The 18,065-nt window shown below is 60.1% G+C and carries 16 protein-coding genes; 15 read left to right on the forward strand and 1 reads right to left on the reverse strand.

Going from position 1 to position 18,065, the window contains the following annotated elements; translation table 11 throughout:
* Positions 1-227 precede the first annotated feature (227 nt).
* Both FJ951_RS10265 and FJ951_RS10270 read left to right on the forward strand, forming a co-directional pair.
* A complete protein-coding gene (locus tag FJ951_RS10265; protein ID WP_140514850.1) occupies positions 228-1,856 on the forward strand; it encodes a fatty-acid--CoA ligase in 1,629 nt (542 codons plus the stop codon).
* Positions 1,857-2,031: 175 nt separating this feature from the next.
* Positions 2,032-2,817, forward strand: a complete 786-nt coding sequence (locus tag FJ951_RS10270; RefSeq protein WP_140514851.1) for a DUF1499 domain-containing protein — start codon at positions 2,032-2,034, stop codon at positions 2,815-2,817.
* A gap of 10 nt (positions 2,818-2,827) precedes the next feature.
* On the opposite strand, the gene FJ951_RS10275 is transcribed toward FJ951_RS10270, so the two are convergent.
* Positions 2,828-3,736, reverse strand: a complete 909-nt coding sequence (locus FJ951_RS10275; protein WP_140514853.1) for an MBL fold metallo-hydrolase — start codon at positions 3,734-3,736, stop codon at positions 2,828-2,830.
* Between the two features lie 117 nt (positions 3,737-3,853).
* On the opposite strand from FJ951_RS10275, the gene FJ951_RS10280 reads away from it, so the two are divergent.
* The 13 genes from FJ951_RS10280 (at position 3,854) to FJ951_RS10340 (ending at position 18,058) form a co-directional block, all read left to right on the forward strand.
* The gene (locus tag FJ951_RS10280; protein WP_140494902.1) at positions 3,854-4,444 is read left to right on the forward strand and encodes a biotin transporter BioY; all 591 of its coding nucleotides are present in this window, start codon (positions 3,854-3,856) and stop codon (positions 4,442-4,444) included.
* A 398-nt stretch (positions 4,445-4,842) separates the two neighbouring features.
* Complete coding sequence (locus FJ951_RS10285) at positions 4,843-6,120, forward strand: sugar transferase (protein WP_140520791.1); 1,278 nt, start codon at positions 4,843-4,845, stop codon at positions 6,118-6,120.
* A 41-nt stretch (positions 6,121-6,161) separates the two neighbouring features.
* Positions 6,162-7,436 (forward strand): nucleotide sugar dehydrogenase, encoded by a 1,275-nt coding sequence (locus FJ951_RS10290; protein ID WP_140494898.1) that lies wholly within the window; start codon positions 6,162-6,164, stop codon positions 7,434-7,436.
* On the forward strand, positions 7,436-8,461 hold the full coding sequence (locus tag FJ951_RS10295; RefSeq protein WP_140514855.1) for an NAD-dependent epimerase: 1,026 nt from the start codon (positions 7,436-7,438) through the stop codon (positions 8,459-8,461). Before FJ951_RS10290 ends, FJ951_RS10295 begins: the two co-directional genes overlap by 1 nt.
* A 46-nt stretch (positions 8,462-8,507) precedes the next feature.
* Positions 8,508-9,260 carry a methyltransferase domain-containing protein gene (locus tag FJ951_RS10300; RefSeq protein WP_181167188.1) on the forward strand — a complete coding sequence of 251 codons (753 nt, stop codon included), beginning with the start codon at positions 8,508-8,510 and terminating at the stop codon, positions 9,258-9,260.
* Between the two features lie 144 nt (positions 9,261-9,404).
* Entirely contained in the window at positions 9,405-10,574 is a 1,170-nt protein-coding gene (locus tag FJ951_RS10305; protein ID WP_224705029.1) for a glycosyltransferase, read from the forward strand.
* Positions 10,456-11,706, forward strand: a complete 1,251-nt coding sequence (locus FJ951_RS28720) for a glycosyltransferase (protein WP_246671705.1) — start codon at positions 10,456-10,458, stop codon at positions 11,704-11,706. The genes FJ951_RS10305 and FJ951_RS28720 overlap by 119 nt, the downstream gene beginning before the upstream one ends.
* A 43-nt stretch (positions 11,707-11,749) precedes the next feature.
* A complete protein-coding gene (locus FJ951_RS10315) occupies positions 11,750-12,994 on the forward strand; it encodes a hypothetical protein (RefSeq protein ID WP_140514859.1) in 1,245 nt (414 codons plus the stop codon).
* Positions 12,987-14,318, forward strand: a complete 1,332-nt coding sequence (locus FJ951_RS10320) for a lipopolysaccharide biosynthesis protein (protein WP_140514861.1) — start codon at positions 12,987-12,989, stop codon at positions 14,316-14,318. Before FJ951_RS10315 ends, FJ951_RS10320 begins: the two co-directional genes overlap by 8 nt.
* 20 nt (positions 14,319-14,338) lie before the next feature.
* On the forward strand, positions 14,339-15,454 hold the full coding sequence (locus tag FJ951_RS10325; protein WP_181172221.1) for a glycosyltransferase family 4 protein: 1,116 nt from the start codon (positions 14,339-14,341) through the stop codon (positions 15,452-15,454).
* 29 nt (positions 15,455-15,483) lie between these two features.
* On the forward strand, positions 15,484-16,653 hold the full coding sequence (locus FJ951_RS10330; RefSeq protein WP_140514864.1) for a glycosyltransferase family 4 protein: 1,170 nt from the start codon (positions 15,484-15,486) through the stop codon (positions 16,651-16,653).
* Between the two features lie 314 nt (positions 16,654-16,967).
* Complete coding sequence (locus FJ951_RS10335; RefSeq protein ID WP_140514866.1) at positions 16,968-17,453, forward strand: hypothetical protein; 486 nt, start codon at positions 16,968-16,970, stop codon at positions 17,451-17,453.
* A 107-nt stretch (positions 17,454-17,560) separates the two neighbouring features.
* The gene (locus FJ951_RS10340; RefSeq protein WP_140514868.1) at positions 17,561-18,058 is read left to right on the forward strand and encodes a hypothetical protein; all 498 of its coding nucleotides are present in this window, start codon (positions 17,561-17,563) and stop codon (positions 18,056-18,058) included.
* Positions 18,059-18,065 lie beyond the last annotated feature (7 nt).

Genomic DNA, 18,065 nt, shown 5'->3' on the forward strand with positions numbered 1-18,065 from the left:
GATTCTCCTCTCGGTCGAGTAATTTAGACTTCTCTGATATAATGGATTTCAAGGCCGCCGGTCCTATGACATGAGCGCCAGGCATTCGGACCTCCAAGAAAAGACACGACTCGATCGCTTGCCTGCGCGACCGGCATTCGGATTTCGTTCGCCACCGGCGGTGGCTGGACAATCCACCGGTTCGCTTCACAATGGCAACAAAAGCGAGGAGCGTAAGGGAGGAACGAATGCTGGGGCTGATGCAGGAATGGCCGCTTCTTTGCCATAAGCTTATCGACAACGCAGAGCGGCAGCATGGCGCGCGAGAGATCGTATCGCGCTCGATCGAAGGTCCGATCGTGCGCACAACCTACGCCAGCATCCATCGTCGCGCCCTGAAGGTCTCCCAGCGCCTGGAGCGTGACGGCTATCGGCTGGGCGACCGCATTGCGACGCTGGCCTGGAACACGGCGCGCCACATCGAGGCCTGGTATGGCATCATGGGCATCGGCGCGATCTATCACACGCTCAACCCGCGGCTGTTTCCCGAGCAGATCGTCTGGATCATGAACCATGCCGAAGACAAGGCGGTCTTTGTCGACCTGACTTTCCTCCCTTTGCTCGAGAAGATCGCCGGCGCGGTCAAGTCCCTGAAACAGGTGATCGTGCTGACCGACAGGGCGCATCTGCCGCAGACCACGCTGCCCAACGTCGTCGCCTACGAAGAATGGCTCGACGAGGCCGATGGCGATTTCGCCTGGAAGAGCTTCGACGAAGGCACCGCCGCCGGCATGTGCTATACGTCTGGAACCACTGGCGATCCAAAGGGCGTCGTCTACAGTCACCGCTCGAATGTCCTGCACGCCATGATCGCCGCCATGCCCGACGCGATGGGCCTGTCTTCGCGCGACACGATCCTGCCGGTGGTTCCGATGTTCCACGCCAATGCCTGGGGCCTTGGCCAGAGCGCACCGATGATCGGCGCCAAGCTTGTCATGCCGGGCTGCAAGATGGACGGCGCCTCCATCTATGAATTGCTCGACACCGAGAAAGTAACCTTCAGTGCCGCCGTGCCGACCGTGTGGATGATGCTGCTGCAATATCTGGAGGAGACCGACAGGAAGCTGCCCTACCTGAACAAGGTCGTCATCGGCGGCTCGTCATGCCCACGGATCATCACCAAGAAATTCCAGGACAATTATGATGTCCAGGTCGTCCACGCCTGGGGTATGACCGAAATGTCGCCGCTCGGCACGCTGTGTACGCTGAAGCCGGACTATGAAAGCCTTCAGGGTGACGCCCGGCTCGATGTCCAGGGCAAGCAGGGTTACCCGCCCTTCGGCGTCGAGATGAAGGTGACGGACGACGACGGCAACGCGCTGCCTTGGGACGGCAAGACATTCGGGCGGCTGAAGGTGCGCGGCCCCGCGGTGGCCAGCGCCTACTACGGCGGCGCCGGCTCGGAGCAGTTCGACGAGGACGGCTGGTTCGATACCGGGGATGTCGCCCACATCGACGCTGGCGGCTATATGCAGATCACCGATCGCGCCAAGGACGTCATCAAGTCCGGCGGCGAATGGATTTCGACCATCGACCTGGAGAATCTGGCCGTCGGCCATCCCGATGTCGCCGAGGCAGCCGCCATTGGCGTCCCTCATTCGAAATGGGGCGAGCGGCCATTGCTGGTGGTTGTCCGCAAGCCGGGCAAGGAACCGACCAAAACCGATATCCTTGGTTTTCTCGACGGTAAGGTGGCCAAATGGTGGATGCCCGACGACGTCGCTTTCGTCGGCGAAATTCCGCACACCGCCACCGGCAAGATCCAGAAGATCACCTTGCGCCAGCAATTCAGGGACTACCGCTTGCCGACGGATTGACGGGATATTGCGTGTCTCGGCCTGATGCGGTCGTAAAAGGACAGTGCAGCGACGTGCACCTTTCCGGCAGGGCACGATAGCATTTCCAACTGGCGCACGATCCTCCTCGAAAATCGATTCCGATTTTGGTGGCCATGCGCTAAGTCTTCTTCGGCTTGGGATGACGCAGAGAAACATGGTCAGCATTTCGGAACGGCTAACGTCGAAGGCTGCCGGATGGTCGCGGCGCACCGCTGCTTTTTCGGCGGTGCTTTTGCTGACCGTGTTCGTCGGCCATTATTTCAACCTCGTTGAAACGCCGGTGTTCCTGTGGGTGTTGGCTATCGTCGCGCTGTTGGCGGCGCTGGCGCTGCTGTTCGCCGGATTTGCCTTCTCGAGGGTGTGGAATTTTGGCGACTATGGCGGCCGCGACATCACGGTCGGCGTCTTGCTGGCAGTGCTGGTGCTGACCCCCTATGGCATCGCCGCCTATTGGGCGACAATCTTTCCGCCGCTCAGGGATATTTCGACCGATTTCGACGAACCGCCGGCACTCGACGTCACCGGTCGCACGAAGGACATGAACGTGCTCTCGCCGCCGACGCCCGGCGAGCAGCGGTTGCAGACCGACAGCTATCCGCTTGTCACCGCGCGCAGCTACGACCTGCCGTTCGAGACCGTCGTCACTGCCGTTGAAACCGTGCTCGACCGCCGCAATTGGGATCTTACCGGACCCTATCCCGAACTCGCCGGGCAAAGCGACGTGACGATTACCGCTGTCGCCAGGAGCTTCGTGTTGGGCCTCCCCGCAGACGTGGCAATTCGCATCACGGACGACGGGGATACGGTTCTCGTCGACATGCGGTCGGCTTCCCGCTACGGCCGCTACGACCTCGGCGACAACGCTGCGCGCATCACCGACTTTCTGGCGGAGTTGGATCAGGAAGTCGCCGGCCAGGTCGGCGCGGCTCCGGCCGACTAGATACTCGAGCCTAAGCGGCCGGCGTAAAAATGCCGTCTATGGCCGGCGCGGCGTCTGTCGCGACCAGGCCGCGCGCCACCAGGTCCTCCAGATGGGCAAGCACCGACAATCCGGCGGCGCCATGCAGCCGCGGGTCGGTATCCCTGTAGATCGCCTTGACCATGTCTGCGATCGTGCGGTCGCCCGCGCGGATCCGCTCCAATATGGCCCGTTCGCGCATTTTGCGATGGGTCTTCAATCCGCGCATGAAGCCTCGCGGTGCCGTCACCGGCCCGCCGTGGCCGGGCAGCAGCAGGCGGTCGCCGCGTTCGATCAGCCGGTCCAGCGAGGCCATGTAGTCCGCCATCGCCCCGTCCGGCGGCGCGACGATGGAGGTCGCCCACGCCATGGCGTGGTCGGCCGAAAACAGGATGCCGGTGCCCTCCAGCGCGAATGCCGCGTGGTTGGCGGTATGGCCGGGGGTCAGGACCGTGCGGATTGCCCAGCCGTCGCCGGCGACCAGCGCGCCGTCCGGCAGCGCGAGATCGGGAACGAAAGCGGTATCGGCGCTGGCATCGAGCGCGTTGATCTCGCCAATATGCAATGGCCTTGCCGGCCGGTGCGGCCCTTCCGCCATCACCTGGGCTCCGGTCTCCTGCTTCAGCCGTGCCGCCAGCGGGGAATGGTCGCGATGCGTGTGGCTGACGAAGATGTGGCTGACCGGCCTGCCGGCGATGACGTCGAGCAAGGTGCGAAGGTGAGCTTCGTCATCCGGCCCCGGATCGATCACTGCCAGCGTATCGCGTCCGACGATGTAGCTGTTGGTGCCGTGAAAGGTGAAGGGACTTGGATTTCGGGCCGTGACGCGCTGCACGTCGGGCGCGACGCTGACGCCCCCGCCGTAGCAGGGATCGAAGCTGGTATCGAATTCGAGGGCCATGACGGTGTCGATGCCTGTTGCGGGAATGGCAAAACCGATTGCCGCATAGCACGCAAGCCAATATAGGAAAACGCAAGACCGCGATCATCGGATGGCGGCACTCGGATGGGGAAGACCATGGCAACTGCAACGACGATGCGCCCGCTTGTTTCTCTGGCTCTGCCGCAAGATGGCGCGGCGCGGCTGGCAACGCAGTTTTTCCTGGCGATAGCCGGGACATTGCTCCTGACCCTGTCGGCCAAGACCAAGGTGGTTCTGGGGCCAGTCGATATTTCGATGCAGACGCTCGCCGTCCTGCTGATCGGGGCCGCTTTCGGCCTGCGGCTCGGCGTCGCCACCCTGCTGCTCTATATGGCCGAGGGCGCGATGGGCTTCCCGGTCTTCCAGAGCACGCCGGAAAAGGGAATTGGCATTGCCTACATGCTCGGCTCGACCGGCGGCTATCTCGCCGGCTTCGTGGTCATGGCGGCGATTGCCGGCTGGGCCGCCGATCGCGGCTGGGATCGCCATCCGATCAAGCTTTTCAACGCGATGCTGGTTGCCGAGTTCGTCATGATGGCCATGGGTTTTGCCTGGCTGGCGATGCTCATCGGTCCGGAAAAATCCTGGCAGTTCGGGGTCGTGCCGTTCATCGTCGGTGATCTGATCAAGGTTGCCCTGGCCGCAAGCCTGGTGCCCGCCGTCTGGTCGCTGCTGAAGCGCAACTGAACTAGCGATCCACTGAGGCATTCCGGGGAAGAACCTGGTTCATCCAGGTCGGACGGATGTGACTGGGAGGTCTTGGCCAAGCAGCCAGCCAGTCACCAGAGATACGAACATCCATTTACCTTCATGCGTCCAGACATTCTCGATGGCGGGCAGTAAGCCAATTTATTAGCGATAGCTTTTGAACCGCATTCAGCGACGCGATTGATAAAAAATCCTGCCGATTGCTACAGTGTAAATAGATACTTGCTGGTATCGTTACAGTGTCGTAGCTCTTGATCTTCGACTGAGTCGAACAGCCAGTAGCGAGAGGCCCGATTCCGCTTTGCGAATGAACGGCCAAGCCAAGCGCATTATTGCAATGGCAATCGCCGACATGGCAGCTTCGAGGGGGGAAGAAGTTGAATGTCGCAACATCAACTCTTGTCGGAAGCCGGCACTTCCTGTTCAGAATTCGCTTTCAACTTATTGGCGGACTGACGTTCGCGATCGTCGCGCCGGCCCTCATCCGGATCGCCTTCAAACCCGATGCGGTCTACGTCGCCAATCTCCAGGTAACCGTCGCTGCCGCGGTCATTGCGCATGTAGCAGGCTTCCTTGCCTATCGGCGTATCGGGAATTTCCCCGGCGTGGCCGCTGCCAGCTACATCCTGCCGACATTTGTGCTGTCCTACGGGCTTGTTTTCCTGACTATTTTCTTTTTTCGTTTCGAGTACAGCCGGTTTCAGGCGGCTGCCAGCTTCACCCAGTCCACGCTCTGGTATTTTGGCCTGAGCATCATAACGCGGCATCTCGAACCGTACCGGCTGGTCGTCATTCCCGGCGGGAACGTAGAGCGCCTAAGGACACTGCCGGGAGTGCATTGGTTCTGGATCACTTCGCCTGGCACCGTCATCGAACGGGCTAATGGCGTGGTTGTCGATCTGCGGGCCGACCTTGACGCCGAATGGGAACGATACATCGCGGACCGGGCCCTTTCGGGCACGCCGGTCTACCACGTCAAGCAGGTCAGCGAATCGCTGACCGGCCGCGTCGAGATCGAACACCTGTCGGAAAACACTCTCGGCTCGCTCAATCCGAACCAGGCCTATCTCAAGATCAAGCAGGCAATCGACTGGATCTCCGCGCTTGTCATGGTCGTGGCTCTTTCACCTTTCGTGGTGTTGATCGCGCTGCTGATCCGGCTGGACTCGGAGGGCCCGGTGCTGTTTCGCCAGCCCCGCATTGGCTACAGGGGCCGGATCTACACGGTCTACAAGTTTCGTTCGATGAGGCAGCAAGCCGGCATTGGCAGCGACAAGGACAAGGCGATCACGAAACGTGACGACGATCGCATCACCCGGATAGGGCGTTTTTTACGCAAGTTCAGGATCGACGAGCTGCCGCAGGCCATCAACATCCTGCGCGGCGAAATGAGCTGGATCGGGCCACGGCCCGAGGCTGTCGTCCTGTCGCACTGGTATGAGGCGGAATTGCCGTTCTATCGCTACCGGCACATCGTCAGGCCAGGTGTGAGCGGGTGGGCGCAAGTAAACCAGGGGCATGTTGCGGCGGTCGACGATGTGATGGAGAAATTACACTACGATTTTTACTACATAAAGAACTTCTCGCCTTGGCTTGATGTTCTCATCACCCTCAGAACCATCAAGACGATGATTACCGGCCATGGTGCGCGATAGCGGAGGCCGTGGCTGATTAAGGCTTGCCGGACAGGAAGCAAATGGACCTCGGCTCCAGGAAAATAGCTGTCATCGGGCTTGGCTATGTGGGTTTGCCGCTGGCGGTGGCCCTCGGAGCGATCAGGGACGTCGTCGGCTTCGACATCAGCCAATCGCGCGTGGATGCGCTGAGGCGTGGCGAGGATCACACGCTTGAGGCCAGCAGAGATGAAATCGATGCCGCCACGCGGCTGCGGTTCACCAGCGACAAGGCCGATCTGCGGGATTGCGGAGTTTTCATCGTCACTGTCCCCACTCCGATCGACAGGGCCAACCGGCCGGACCTGAAGCCCCTTGTCATGGCGTCCGCCACGGTCGGCGAGGTGATCTCCCCCGGTGCGGTGGTAATCTTTGAATCGACCGTCTATCCCGGCTGTACGCAAGAGGTGTGTGCTCCGCTGATCGAGAAACATTCGGGGCTGCGCTACAACGAAGACTTCTTCCTGGGCTACAGCCCTGAGCGCATCAACCCCGGCGACCGCGAGCACCGGCTTCAGACGATCGTCAAGGTGACCAGCGGCTCCACGCCGGAGGTGGCGGACGCCATCGACGCCCTCTATGCCTCGATCATTCCCGCCGGCACGCATCGTGCATCGAGCATCGCGGTCGCCGAGGCAGCCAAGGTCATCGAGAACACGCAACGCGATCTCAATATCGCCTTGATGAACGAATTGTCGCTGATCTTCGGCAAACTGGGCATCGACACGTCGGAGGTGCTGGAAGCGGCCGGCACCAAATGGAATTTCCTGCGCTTCAGCCCTGGTCTCGTCGGCGGCCACTGCATAGGCGTCGATCCCTATTATCTGACCCACAAGGCTCAAGAACTCGGCTATCATCCCGAGGTGATTCTTGCCGGTCGCCGCATCAACGACGGCATGGGCCGGCATGCAGCGGACCAGACGGCCCGCCTTATGATGCGCAAGGGCATACCTGTCGTTGGCAGCCGGATTCTGGTCATGGGCGCGGCCTTCAAGGAAAACTGTCCGGACCTGAGAAACTCCAAGGTCGCCGACATTGTCGCGCAGCTGAGGCAGTACAATGCCGGCATCGATATCTGGGATCCTTGGGTCGATGCGCAGGAATGCGCGCGCGCCTTTGGCGTAACGAGCGTTAAAGAGATGCCCGCCGCGCGTTACGATGGCGTTGTCGTCGCCGTGGGGCACGGGCAGTTTCACACCCTGGGCGTTGCCGGTCTTCGGGCGCTTTGCAAGGACCCTAGCGTCGTCTACGACATCAAGGGTCTGTTCCCCAGGGATGTTACGGACGGGCGGTTCTGATGAAGGTTCTGGTCACCGGCGCTGCCGGCTTCATAGGCTATCACGTCGCCAGGCGGCTGCTCGAACGCGGCGACGAGGTCGTCGGCATAGACAGCATCAACGACTACTATGATCCGCAGATCAAGCAGGCGCGGCTGCGGCTTCTGGCCGAAGCAAGCCGCAACACCAATGCGGGCTACCATTTCATCCACGGTAATCTCGCAGAGCGAAACGTGGTGGACGGCTGCTTTGCCGATCACGCCTTCGACAGGGTGATTCATCTCGCCGCCCAGGCCGGCGTCCGCTACAGCCTTGAAAACCCGCACGCCTATGTCGAGAGCAACATTATCGCCTACGCCAACATGCTGGAGGCCTGCCGCAACAGCCGTGTCGGCCACCTGACCTATGCCAGCACGTCGAGCGTCTATGGCGCCAATACCGACATGCCGTTTTCCGAGCATCGCCCGGCCGACCATCCGCTGCAGTTCTACGCCGCAACCAAGCGCGCCAACGAGCTGATGGCGCACAGCTACAGCCACCTATTCGGGCTGCCGACCACGGGCTTGCGTTTCTTCACAGTGTACGGCCCTTGGGGGCGTCCCGACATGGCGCTGTTCCTGTTCACCAGGAACATCCTGGCCGGCGAGCCGATCAAGCTGTTCAACAACGGCAACCACACACGCGACTTCACCTACGTCGAAGACATCGCCGAAGGCGTGATCCGCACCAGCGACAGCCCCGCCGCAGCTAACCCCGCCTGGGATTCCGGTCATCCGGATCCTGCGACGAGCAGCGCGCCTTGGCGCATTTTCAACATCGGCAACAACAACCCGGTGAAGCTGACCGCCTATGTCGAGGCGCTTGAAAACGCGCTTGGCCGCAAGGCCATCGTGGAGCTCTTGCCGCTGCAGGCCGGCGACGTGCCTGACACTTTCGCCGATACTTCGGCGCTGCAGGCGGCGGTCGGCTATCGTCCCGGCACGTCCGTGACGGAGGGCGTCGGGCGGTTCGTCGAATGGTACCAGGCCTATTTTGAGCGGAGGTAGGGGGAGGTCACGTCTTGTCCACGAAATCGATGACGGGATAGCGTCTTTGCTGCGGGGTTTTGTTCGCACGAACGTGGCGGTCTCAGAGTGTCTGGACCGAGCCTTGCCGCTACGGCTGCGCGTGGATGGCAACCACGCCTTTGCTGCGGAAATCGCACCGGTGCTCTTTACACCTAACGCACTGGTCTATGATCTGGGCGGAGGAGCAAGGCCGCTTGTAAGCCTAGCCGAGAAGCGTCGTCTGGGGCTGGTTGTCGTCGGGGTGGACCGCGATGCCAAGGAACTGTCGAAGGCTCCGGGCGAGATCTATGACGAGCGGATCGAGGCGGACCTTACTTCGTTCAGGGGGAAGGGAGATGCCGATCTGGTCATATGCCAGGCCACTCTGGAGCACGTCCGCGACGGCGAAGGCGCATTTCGCGGCATTGCCAGCTGCGTAAGGCCGGGCGGCACGGTCGCCATTTTCTCGCCTTCACGCAACGCCGTTTTCGCCAGGCTCAATCGGGTCTTGCCCGAGGCGATCAAGCGTCGCCTGCTGTTTGCGGTCTATCCGGACAAGGGCAGGGGGCACGACGGCTTCCCAGCCTTCTATGACAGATGCCTGCCGAGCGAGGTGGAAAGGATCGCAGCGCAAAATGGCCTGGAGCTTGTCCAGCGTCATCTGTTCTGGAGGAGTTCATACTTCTACGCTTTCGTGCCGGCCTTCCTTGTCTGGCGCCTCTGGCTAGGTCTCTCGGCGCTTCTCATTGGGAAGGATGCGGCCGAAACCTACGCCTATGTCTTTCGGCGAAGACATTGATCACCCGAGGATATTCTCCGCTTTGGTGGACCCGAACGCGACGGGCTGTCTCCCTGGTATCCGGGTGGAGCATCGCTCATCGCGCACGGTCAGGCACAAGCAAAAAGCTTTCGCCGTGACCGGCCAGGAAAGGTGGCGAACCGAGTGACGTGCACGCGCCAAGACAAGAGATCACCAGGCAGCCCAGACGCTCGGATTGCTATCTTCATTCCCTCTCTTCGTGCTGGCGGCACCGAGCGGGCAATGCTCACCCTGGCCAGCGAATTTGGCCGGCGCGGCTTGCCGATCGATCTGGTGCTTGGGTGTGCGACGGGCGAGTATCTCACTTTGGTTCCGAAGACGATAAGGATACAGGACCTCCGAGCCTCGCGGTTGCTGTTTTCCGTATTGGCTTTGATCCGGTATTTGAGGCGGGAGCAGCCGCGGGTGATGCTGACGGCGTTACCCCATGCAAATATCGTTGGCATCGTCTCGTCCATGCTCTCGCTGCGCCGGACACCGATCGTGATATCGGAAAGGAGCAATCTTTCCAGGACCGTCGCTGATACGAAGCTGGTTCGTGAGAAGTTCCTGCCATTCCTCATGCGGCTGACCTATGGTCGTGCCGACACGATCATCACTGTATCGCATGGCGTCGCGGAAGACCTGATCCAGAGCATCGGGGTCCACCGGAGTTCCGTCAAAACGATCTACAATCCGCTGGACATCAAACATGTTGAAGAGCAGGCGGATGAGCCGCTCGATCACCCCTTCGCGGTCGAGGATGGCAGGGTTTTGTTGGTGGCCGTTGGGCGGCTTGATTTTGCAAAGGACCATGCCACGCTTATAAGCAGCTTCTCGCGGATTGCGACGAGGAGGCCCGTCAAGTTGGCCATTGTCGGGGAAGGACCGCTTCGGGGATCGCTTCAAACACTGATCGACGAACTCGAGCTGAATTCTTCAGTCGCTCTGGTCGGCTTTTCGAAAAATCCGTACCCGTGGATGCGGCGGGCAGCGTTGTTTCTTCAATCCTCCCGCAGGGAGGGATTTCCAAACACGATCATCGAAGCAATGGCTTGCGGGACCAATGTGGTGAGCACCAACTGCGAAAGCGGTCCGGCCGAGATACTCGAGGACGGCAAGTGGGGGCGCCTCGCCGCGGTCGGCGATGTCCAGGGTTTCGCGGCACAAGTGATGGCCGCCCTTGATGAAACTGATCCCCCAGACGTCAGGCGTCGGGCGCGGGATTTCGGCGTCAAAAAAGTGGCCGACGCCTATCTGCTCGCGATGGGTGTCGATCCCACGAACGCCGCGGGGAAGGAGCGGTCGTATTAAGATCCTGCACGTCATCACCGGACTTGAGAACGGCGGCGCCGAGGCAGCGCTATACCGCCTGTGCACGGCCGAGCGCAGCCATTCCCATTTTGTCGTCTCGCTTTCGGGTGACGGAAAATATGGCCCGTTGCTTCGCGCGGCCAAAATACCGCTCGCCTGCCTGGCGATGCCAAAGGGAAGGTTGAGTCTCAAGGGGCTCGCCTCGCTCAGGCGCGTGTTCTCGACCTATCGGCCGGACGTGGTTCAGTGCTGGATGTATCACGCCAACCTCGTCGGAGGCGTCCTGGCGCGGCTTGGCGGCATCAGCCCGGTTCTTTGGGGGATGCACAATTGCGGACTGGATCCGCGGGCGGCCTCCTTTACGACCAGGACAGTGGACAGGATATGCGCTCTCATATCCGGTATCATCCCGGCTCGGATTGTCAGTTGCTCGCAAAATGCATCGCGGTGCCACATCCATGCAGGATATTCGAGCTCGAACTGGACGATCATACCGAATGGCTACGATCTGGCCGTGTTCGAGCCGGACGACCGGGCGCGCGCGCGGCTCCGTCGGGATTGGTCGATAGGTGATGGCCAGTTCGTTATCGGAAACGTCGCTCGCTGGCATCCCGACAAGGACCACCAGAATCTCTTCGCTGCCCTGTCCAGGCTGTCGATGCACAAGAGCCTTCCCTTCAAATGTGTTCTTGCCGGCCCGGGTATGACGGCTGAAAACACTGCGCTTGCCGTGCTGTTGGAGCGCTATGATGTTCGCCACAAGGTGAAGCTTCTCGGGCCGAGCGACGACATTGCCGGTTTGATGAATGCATTCGACATTCATGTGCTGGCCTCCAGCAGCGAAGCCTTTCCGAACGTGGTTGCCGAGGCGATGGCATGCGGCACGCCATGCGTGGGAACGGACGTCGGGGACATCGCGATGCTTGTCGGCAACACGGGATTGATCGTTCCGCCGCGGAACCCTGACGCGTTATCGCGTTCCATCGAGATCATGGCTTCGGAAATCCAGGATACCCGGTCTTGGGCGAGCAGGCGGCAAGCATGTCGCGACCGCATCGCTGCGGATTTCTCGCTTGAGCGGATGGCGCACTCGTATGGCTTGCTGTGGGAGAAATCGTCCCTGAGCCGCTAAGGGGTGAGAACAATTCGAATATTCAGATGGCGATGGAACGAAAGTGAAGCACCTCAAACGAGATTATTTTGTTTCACCATTTGCGCTCACGCCGCAAATGTTGTTGCTTTTGTCGAGCTTGGTCTACTTTGTGCCATTCGTCACCGGGGGATTTCAGTATGTTGATGTCGGCAGAAGGAAGTATGATTTCATATATCACGCGGGCACTGGATATGCCATTGCGCTTTCTCTTTCTTGCATTGCTGCCGCGATGCTGGTCTTCATGCCAAGGCGTCAAGATTTCGAAGTCGAAGGCGACGTTCGGGGAGAGTCGATCGTAATAATTGTGATGCTGGTGGTGTTCGGTGGGATTTCGATAGCAAATCCGGCACTTTTTTCGGCCTCAAAGGCCGATGTTTTGTCATCTACCGGGCGGATCCAGTATGTATTTTACAACAGCTGCATCATCGGCATGGTGTTCGGAGCCCTGTCGGGGTGGAAGAAATCCAGGCTGGTCATCATCTTGAGCTGCCTGGGACTGATGCTTACGCTCTATATCGGGCATCGCTCTTCGGTTGCGATCGCGATTTTAGCTTGTTTGTACATAAGGTACAGGAACATTTCCCTGCTTTTGATCAGGAAAAGATACATAATTGGAGGAATTGGCGCATTCTTTTTTCTTGCAGTGTACAAGGCAGTATATGCCGCAATAAAAGCAGGAAATTTTGAACTTGTAGGTCAGAAAATACAATTCGACCAATTGTCCGATTCCGCTCTCGTGGGGTTGGAGCAGTTCGTGACATTGGCTCACCTGGATCTGGTCGTGAAATATGACTACACCTTGCCGTGCTCGAATCTTTGGCTGGTGCCTCTTTCTCTGTTTCCGTTCTCGGATACGGTCTTTGGCAAGGACGGATGCACCTACAACGAGCAGGTTCAGCCGTTCCTATTTCCGGGTTACAGTGGTGGCGTCGCTGCAAACATCTGGGCGGAGTTCTTTGCCAATTTCGGGTATGCCGGATTTCCGCTGCTCGTTGTCATTCTGTCGCTCGTGTGTGTTGCCGTCGAGGCGATAATCCGCAATGTGCGCAGCGCGACGCTCAAGGCCGGGCTGATCGTGGCCATCGTCCATCTCACATTCTACATCCAGCGCAAGGAGCTGCTTGGCGCCTTCATCTCCGCCAAGCGAGCCGTTCTCGTTGCGCTTTTCATTTTTGGCTTGGTTTATGTGCACCGGAAGTGTTTTCCACCGGCCTCCGCCGAGGTGATGGCGCAGGGGGCGCGGGCCTTGCGCCGAGACAATGGCTGAGGACGTGACGGCGGTCGCCAAGCCTTCCGGATGGATGCGCGCGCGGCGGGTTGCCCGCGACGTTACGTTTACGACGTCCGCAAGCGGAGTGGCCGCGTTGTGCTCCATCCTTGCACTGGCGCTCAACGCACGGTCGCTTGGTCCGGGGAATTTTGGCACACTCGCCGTAATTCAGGCCTATGTGGCGTTCGTTTCCGGCCTATGCACGTTCGAGAGCTGGCAGCTAGTGATCAGGCTGTGCGCGAGGTCGCCTTTGCGTCTGGGACCGGCGGCATCTTGCGGAATTGCCCTCGATGTTTCAGCCGCCCTTCTCGCCACGGTCCTGGCGATAGGCGGGATCTTGCTGTTTGGAGAAGCTGTTGGCGTGTCGCGGGATAATCGCCTTCTGGCGATTATCTACAGCCTCACCTTGTTGGCGAGTCTTTCGGGTACGCCGAAAGGTGTGCTTCGGCTGAACGGCCGGTACCACGTCATTGCCGGCAATCAACTCATGCAAGGGGTTGCCGTGGTGGTTGCCTCTCTCGTCCTTTGGATCCTCGATGCCTCATTGCCGGATTATGTAATCGTGCTGGCAGCGGTCGGCGCATTCTACAACCTGACGCTGTTCGTACGCCTGCTTCTCTATGCCGGGCGGGAAGATATCGAATTGTTCAACCCGCTCCGTTCCCGGTCCAAACGCCGTTTCTTCTGGGCATTTCTTGCCATGGCCACGGGGACGAGTCTGCTCTCGACAATGATAAGTGCCAGGCGGCATCTCGCATTGTTCCTTGTCGCGGGCCTGCTGGGAGAGGTCGCCGCGGGCTCTTATTCGCTCGCATCGCGCCTGGCGACGATGGTTTCCCGGCTGACCGGTCCCTTGAACCAGGTGATCTTTCCCGAAATCGCGAAACTGTCGAAGCAAGAGCCTTCTTCTCGTCTATACCGCTTGAACGCCCGCATCACCGTGGTTTCGGCATGCGCCGCCGCCGGCATGGCGGTTGGGGGGGGGGTGCTGGAAAACCCCATCGTCCTTCTGGCTGGCGGTTCGGCCTACGCCGAAGCTTCGCTGCTCTTTGCCATTTTGTTCGCTTCAGAATGCTTCGGCCTGGCTGGAATGCATCTCAATCCGTTGATCCAGGTCCTGGCGGGGACGAAGCCGCTTTTGAAAATCACGGCGCTGGCGATCGCCATCTATGTTCCGCTTTGCCTGGCTTTGTCCGGATGGATCGGAATTTCAGGCATCGCCTGGGCCGGCTTGCTCGTATCGGCGGCGGTCTATGCGGCGATGATGGTGGTTTCGCACTTATTGTTGAAAAGGCGGATCCGCCTGGCGGAAGATATCTGAAGGCTGATGTTTTGAGATACTTGTTTTGCCTGCCAAGATACCACACCAATGCGGTACCTTGGGTTCGCATTCTCACTTCGGCGGGGCACCATGTTGCGGTCGACGTAGTCGAAACGAGCGTCACGGAGAATCACGCTCTTGTTTCTCCCAACGTGATGGCTCCATCCGCGCTGTCCCGGATGATCATGCGTCGGCGCTCGAGCAACATTCCGAATTCGCCTTTTTCCTTTCCCGGCGTCTTTTCCTACTGGAAGCGTTTGCAGGCCGAAGACCCCGACGTGGTGATCATCCGCGGAGTGACGCGATGGTTTTGCAGGGTCGCGGCACTCTGTTCAATTCTGCAAGGGCGCAGGCTGGTCATCTACGACCAGGAGGACGCCAAGCCCAGCGCATGGAGTGGCACATGGGTTCGAAGAGCCGTCTTTCATGGCCTAGGCATCCCGCATTTCACCTCACGGCTTTCGCCAAATCTTGGCCCGGCCAAGCTCGGCGATGCCATGTCCCTGCCATTCGGGAGCCCTTTCGAGCCGGCCCGGACTGAAGGCCTGGAAAGCAGGCCATTGCAGTGGCCGCCTCGAATCCTGATGGTGGCAAAATACCGGGAGCGCAAGGGGCACAGTTTGCTTCTGAGGGCGTTGTCCGCGATTTCATCCATGCCCTTCTCCCTGACATTCTGCGGCGAGGAGGCAACGAACGCCGACACGGCTTTCTGTCAGGCCTTGCGGCGCGAGGCTCAGGCGCTTGGCGTGGCGGACAGGCTTCGGTTTCAAAACAACATTGCGCATGACGACATGATCTCGGTCTTTTCCGGTCATGATCTCTTGATACTGCCCTCGCGGGCTGAACCCGCGGCGGTGTCTCCCATCGAGGCGGCCTGGGCGGGATGTGCCGTGCTGATGTCGCGAGACAGCGGCACGAGGTACTACATGCCCGAGGGGGCAGCTTTCGATTTCAACCCCGACGATCCGCAAGACATCGCACGCGCGGTCGCGAGGCTGATCGCTCGGCCACAGGATCTGGGGCCTGCAAGGGACGCCTGCTTCGCCCGCATCTCATCGCTCGCCAGTGACGACGAGATCTTGCGGCTGTTCGAGACCTTTGGGCCGGGCAGGGCACGACTGCATACAAGACGGTGAGCGAAACGGCATTGGGGGAGGCGGGGACGATGCTTGGGATCGGAAGAAAGATAATCATCTCCATCAACACGTCCTGGAATGTCGTCAATTTCCGCAAAGGCCTCATCGAGGCGCTGCAAGGGCGGGGCTATGAAGTGGTGGTTGCGGCGCCCAGGGACGAGTATTCGCGCCTGATCCCGCCGATGGGCTGCCGGTATGTCGAAATCGAGATGGATAATTCCGGCACCTCGCCGTTTCGCGACATGGTGCTTCTGTGGCGCTACTGGCGCCTGCTGCGCCGCGAGAGGCCGCTGGCGTTTGTCGGCTTCACCATCAAGCCCAACGTGTTCGGATCGCTGGCGGCAAACCTCAATGGCATCCCGGTCATAAACAATGTTTCAGGGCTCGGCACGGTTTTCGTCCGTGGCGGCCTTCTCCAGAAAATTGCCAAGGTCCTGTACCGGCTGGCGCTGGCCCGTTCGAAAATAGTCTTCTTTCAGAATGACGACGACAGGATGCTGTTCGTCAGCGAGCGCCTAGTCCGCAAGGAACTGACCGCGCTGCTGCCGGGCTCCGGGGTCGACCTTATTCGCTTCTCTCCGGCGCCCCGCCAAAGCCAATCGTCCGGCGCGATCGTCTTTCTGCTGGTGGCCAGGCTTCTCTGGGACAAGGGCGTGGGCGAGTTCGTCGAGGCAGCTCGTCAGATGCGCCGCAACATGCCTGGCGCGCGCTTCCAGCTTCTTGGATTCCTCGATGTCGAGAACCGCACAGCGGTCAGCCGTGCGCAGGTCGAGCGATGGGCAGGCGAAGGCCTGGTCGAGTATCTCGGAACCACCGACGACGTCCGTCCCTTCCTGGACGCGGCCGATTGCGTCGTCTTGCCCTCCTACAGGGAAGGAACGCCGCGCTCGCTGCTGGAAGCAGCCGCGATGGGCAAGCCGCTGATCGCGTCAGATGTGCCCGGCTGCAGGGAGGTGGTGGACCACGGCGTCAACGGCCTGCTGTGCAAGGTGAAAGACGCAGGCGACCTGGCAAGCAAGATGCTCGAATTCGCAACGATGGACGCCGCATCCAGGAACAGGATGGGCATGGAGAGCCGAAGCAAAGTGGAGCGGCAGTTTTCGGAACGGATCGTCATAGAGTGCTACATGACGCAGATAGGGAAGCTCAATGCCTCGCCAGGCGATGAACCGGGCCGGCGTGTAGTTGAACGCGGTTGAAGTTCGAGCGGCGCTAAGCTTGTCTTGCTGCATTGCAGATCGGGACTCAGCTTTCGAGGGTGCTCGGCCTTGATCAAGTTGGCTCGGTGTAATCAGCATGAAAAGGGAATCGTAACTTCTCTTTGGAGGGCCAGACATCCATCGCCGACAGCTCGGGATTATTTATACGTAATTGCTAAAATGACGTGTTGTTCAGGTCAAACTTCTCCGCATCGTGCGACACGGGTTGGAATTGTGGCAAAAAAATGTTAGGCGCTGATGTCACACCTTTTGATCTGGCATATCCGGGATGATTTGAAGGAAAGGCGAAGCGGATGAATGTCATCATTAGAACCGCAGTGAGCGCGTTGGTTGCCGCGAGCGGTTTCACTTCGGTTTCATCTTTCGCCCAGGACGTATCCTGCAGCTGCGCTGCCGCCTATCGCGGCCCGGCGAGTGCGATTGGATCCATTCGTTCCGCCGATGGCGAGGTGATGGTCTCGCAGTCGGTCGGCTATGGTCCTGCAAAGGCGGGGAGCACTCTCGGCCTTGGCAGTCGGGTGGTAGTCGGTACCAAGGGTTCGGCATCCGTACTTGTTGGCGGCTGCAACATGAATGTACCGGCGAATTCCAGTCTGGATGTTTCACGCGTGGGCGGCAACATCTGTCTGAAACTCGTGGGTTCAGAACGGACGGCGGCCATCCAGCCGTCCGGTGGCACAAGTGGGTTTGGCCTGCCCGAAGGGATTTTCGCCGGTGCGCTTGTCACCAGCGGTGTGTTGGCGGCGACGCAGGATGACGACAAAGCGGTCAGTCGCTGAGGGGCGGACCACCGTGAGTGCTGGTGAGTTCTTTGAGTGTTGTTGATCGAAGGGGTGCGTAAGCGATCCGTTCCGGGGGCGGGTCGTTGGTTCGAAGGGGGGTAGAAATGACCGGGCATCATCGGGTTGGGGTTGTCTTCGCTTTTATCACGCTCGCCGGGGGAGGTGCCTGGTTTACAGCGTCTGATGCTGTTGCCCAGTCGGCACAGACATGTTCGTGCCTGGCCGCTGCGCCCGTGTCTGGCATTGTCGGCCAGTTCACCCAAGTCCGGGGTGATGTGCAGATGTCGCAGGCCGGCGGTTACGCCGGGGTGGGCGCGGGAGCGCCGATTTATCCAGGCGCGCGCATCATGACCGGGCCGCAAGCATCGGCTTCTTTGGCCATCGGCGCCAATTGCGCGCTTGATGTTCCGGCCAACGCGACCGTCAGCATCGATCCGGTGCAAGGCGGTATGTGCGTCTCGCTTGATGCGCAGGAAGCTGCTACCGGACCTGCCAATTCCGGGCCCGGCATTTTGCCGGTGCTGTTGGGCGCCGGCGCGGTTGGTGGCGGTGCCGCACTGGCTATTGGATTACAGGATGACGACGACGCAGTCAGCCGCTAGCCAAGGT

This window comes from Mesorhizobium sp. B2-2-3, from assembly GCF_006442405.1.
Lineage (GTDB): Bacteria > Pseudomonadota > Alphaproteobacteria > Rhizobiales > Rhizobiaceae > Mesorhizobium.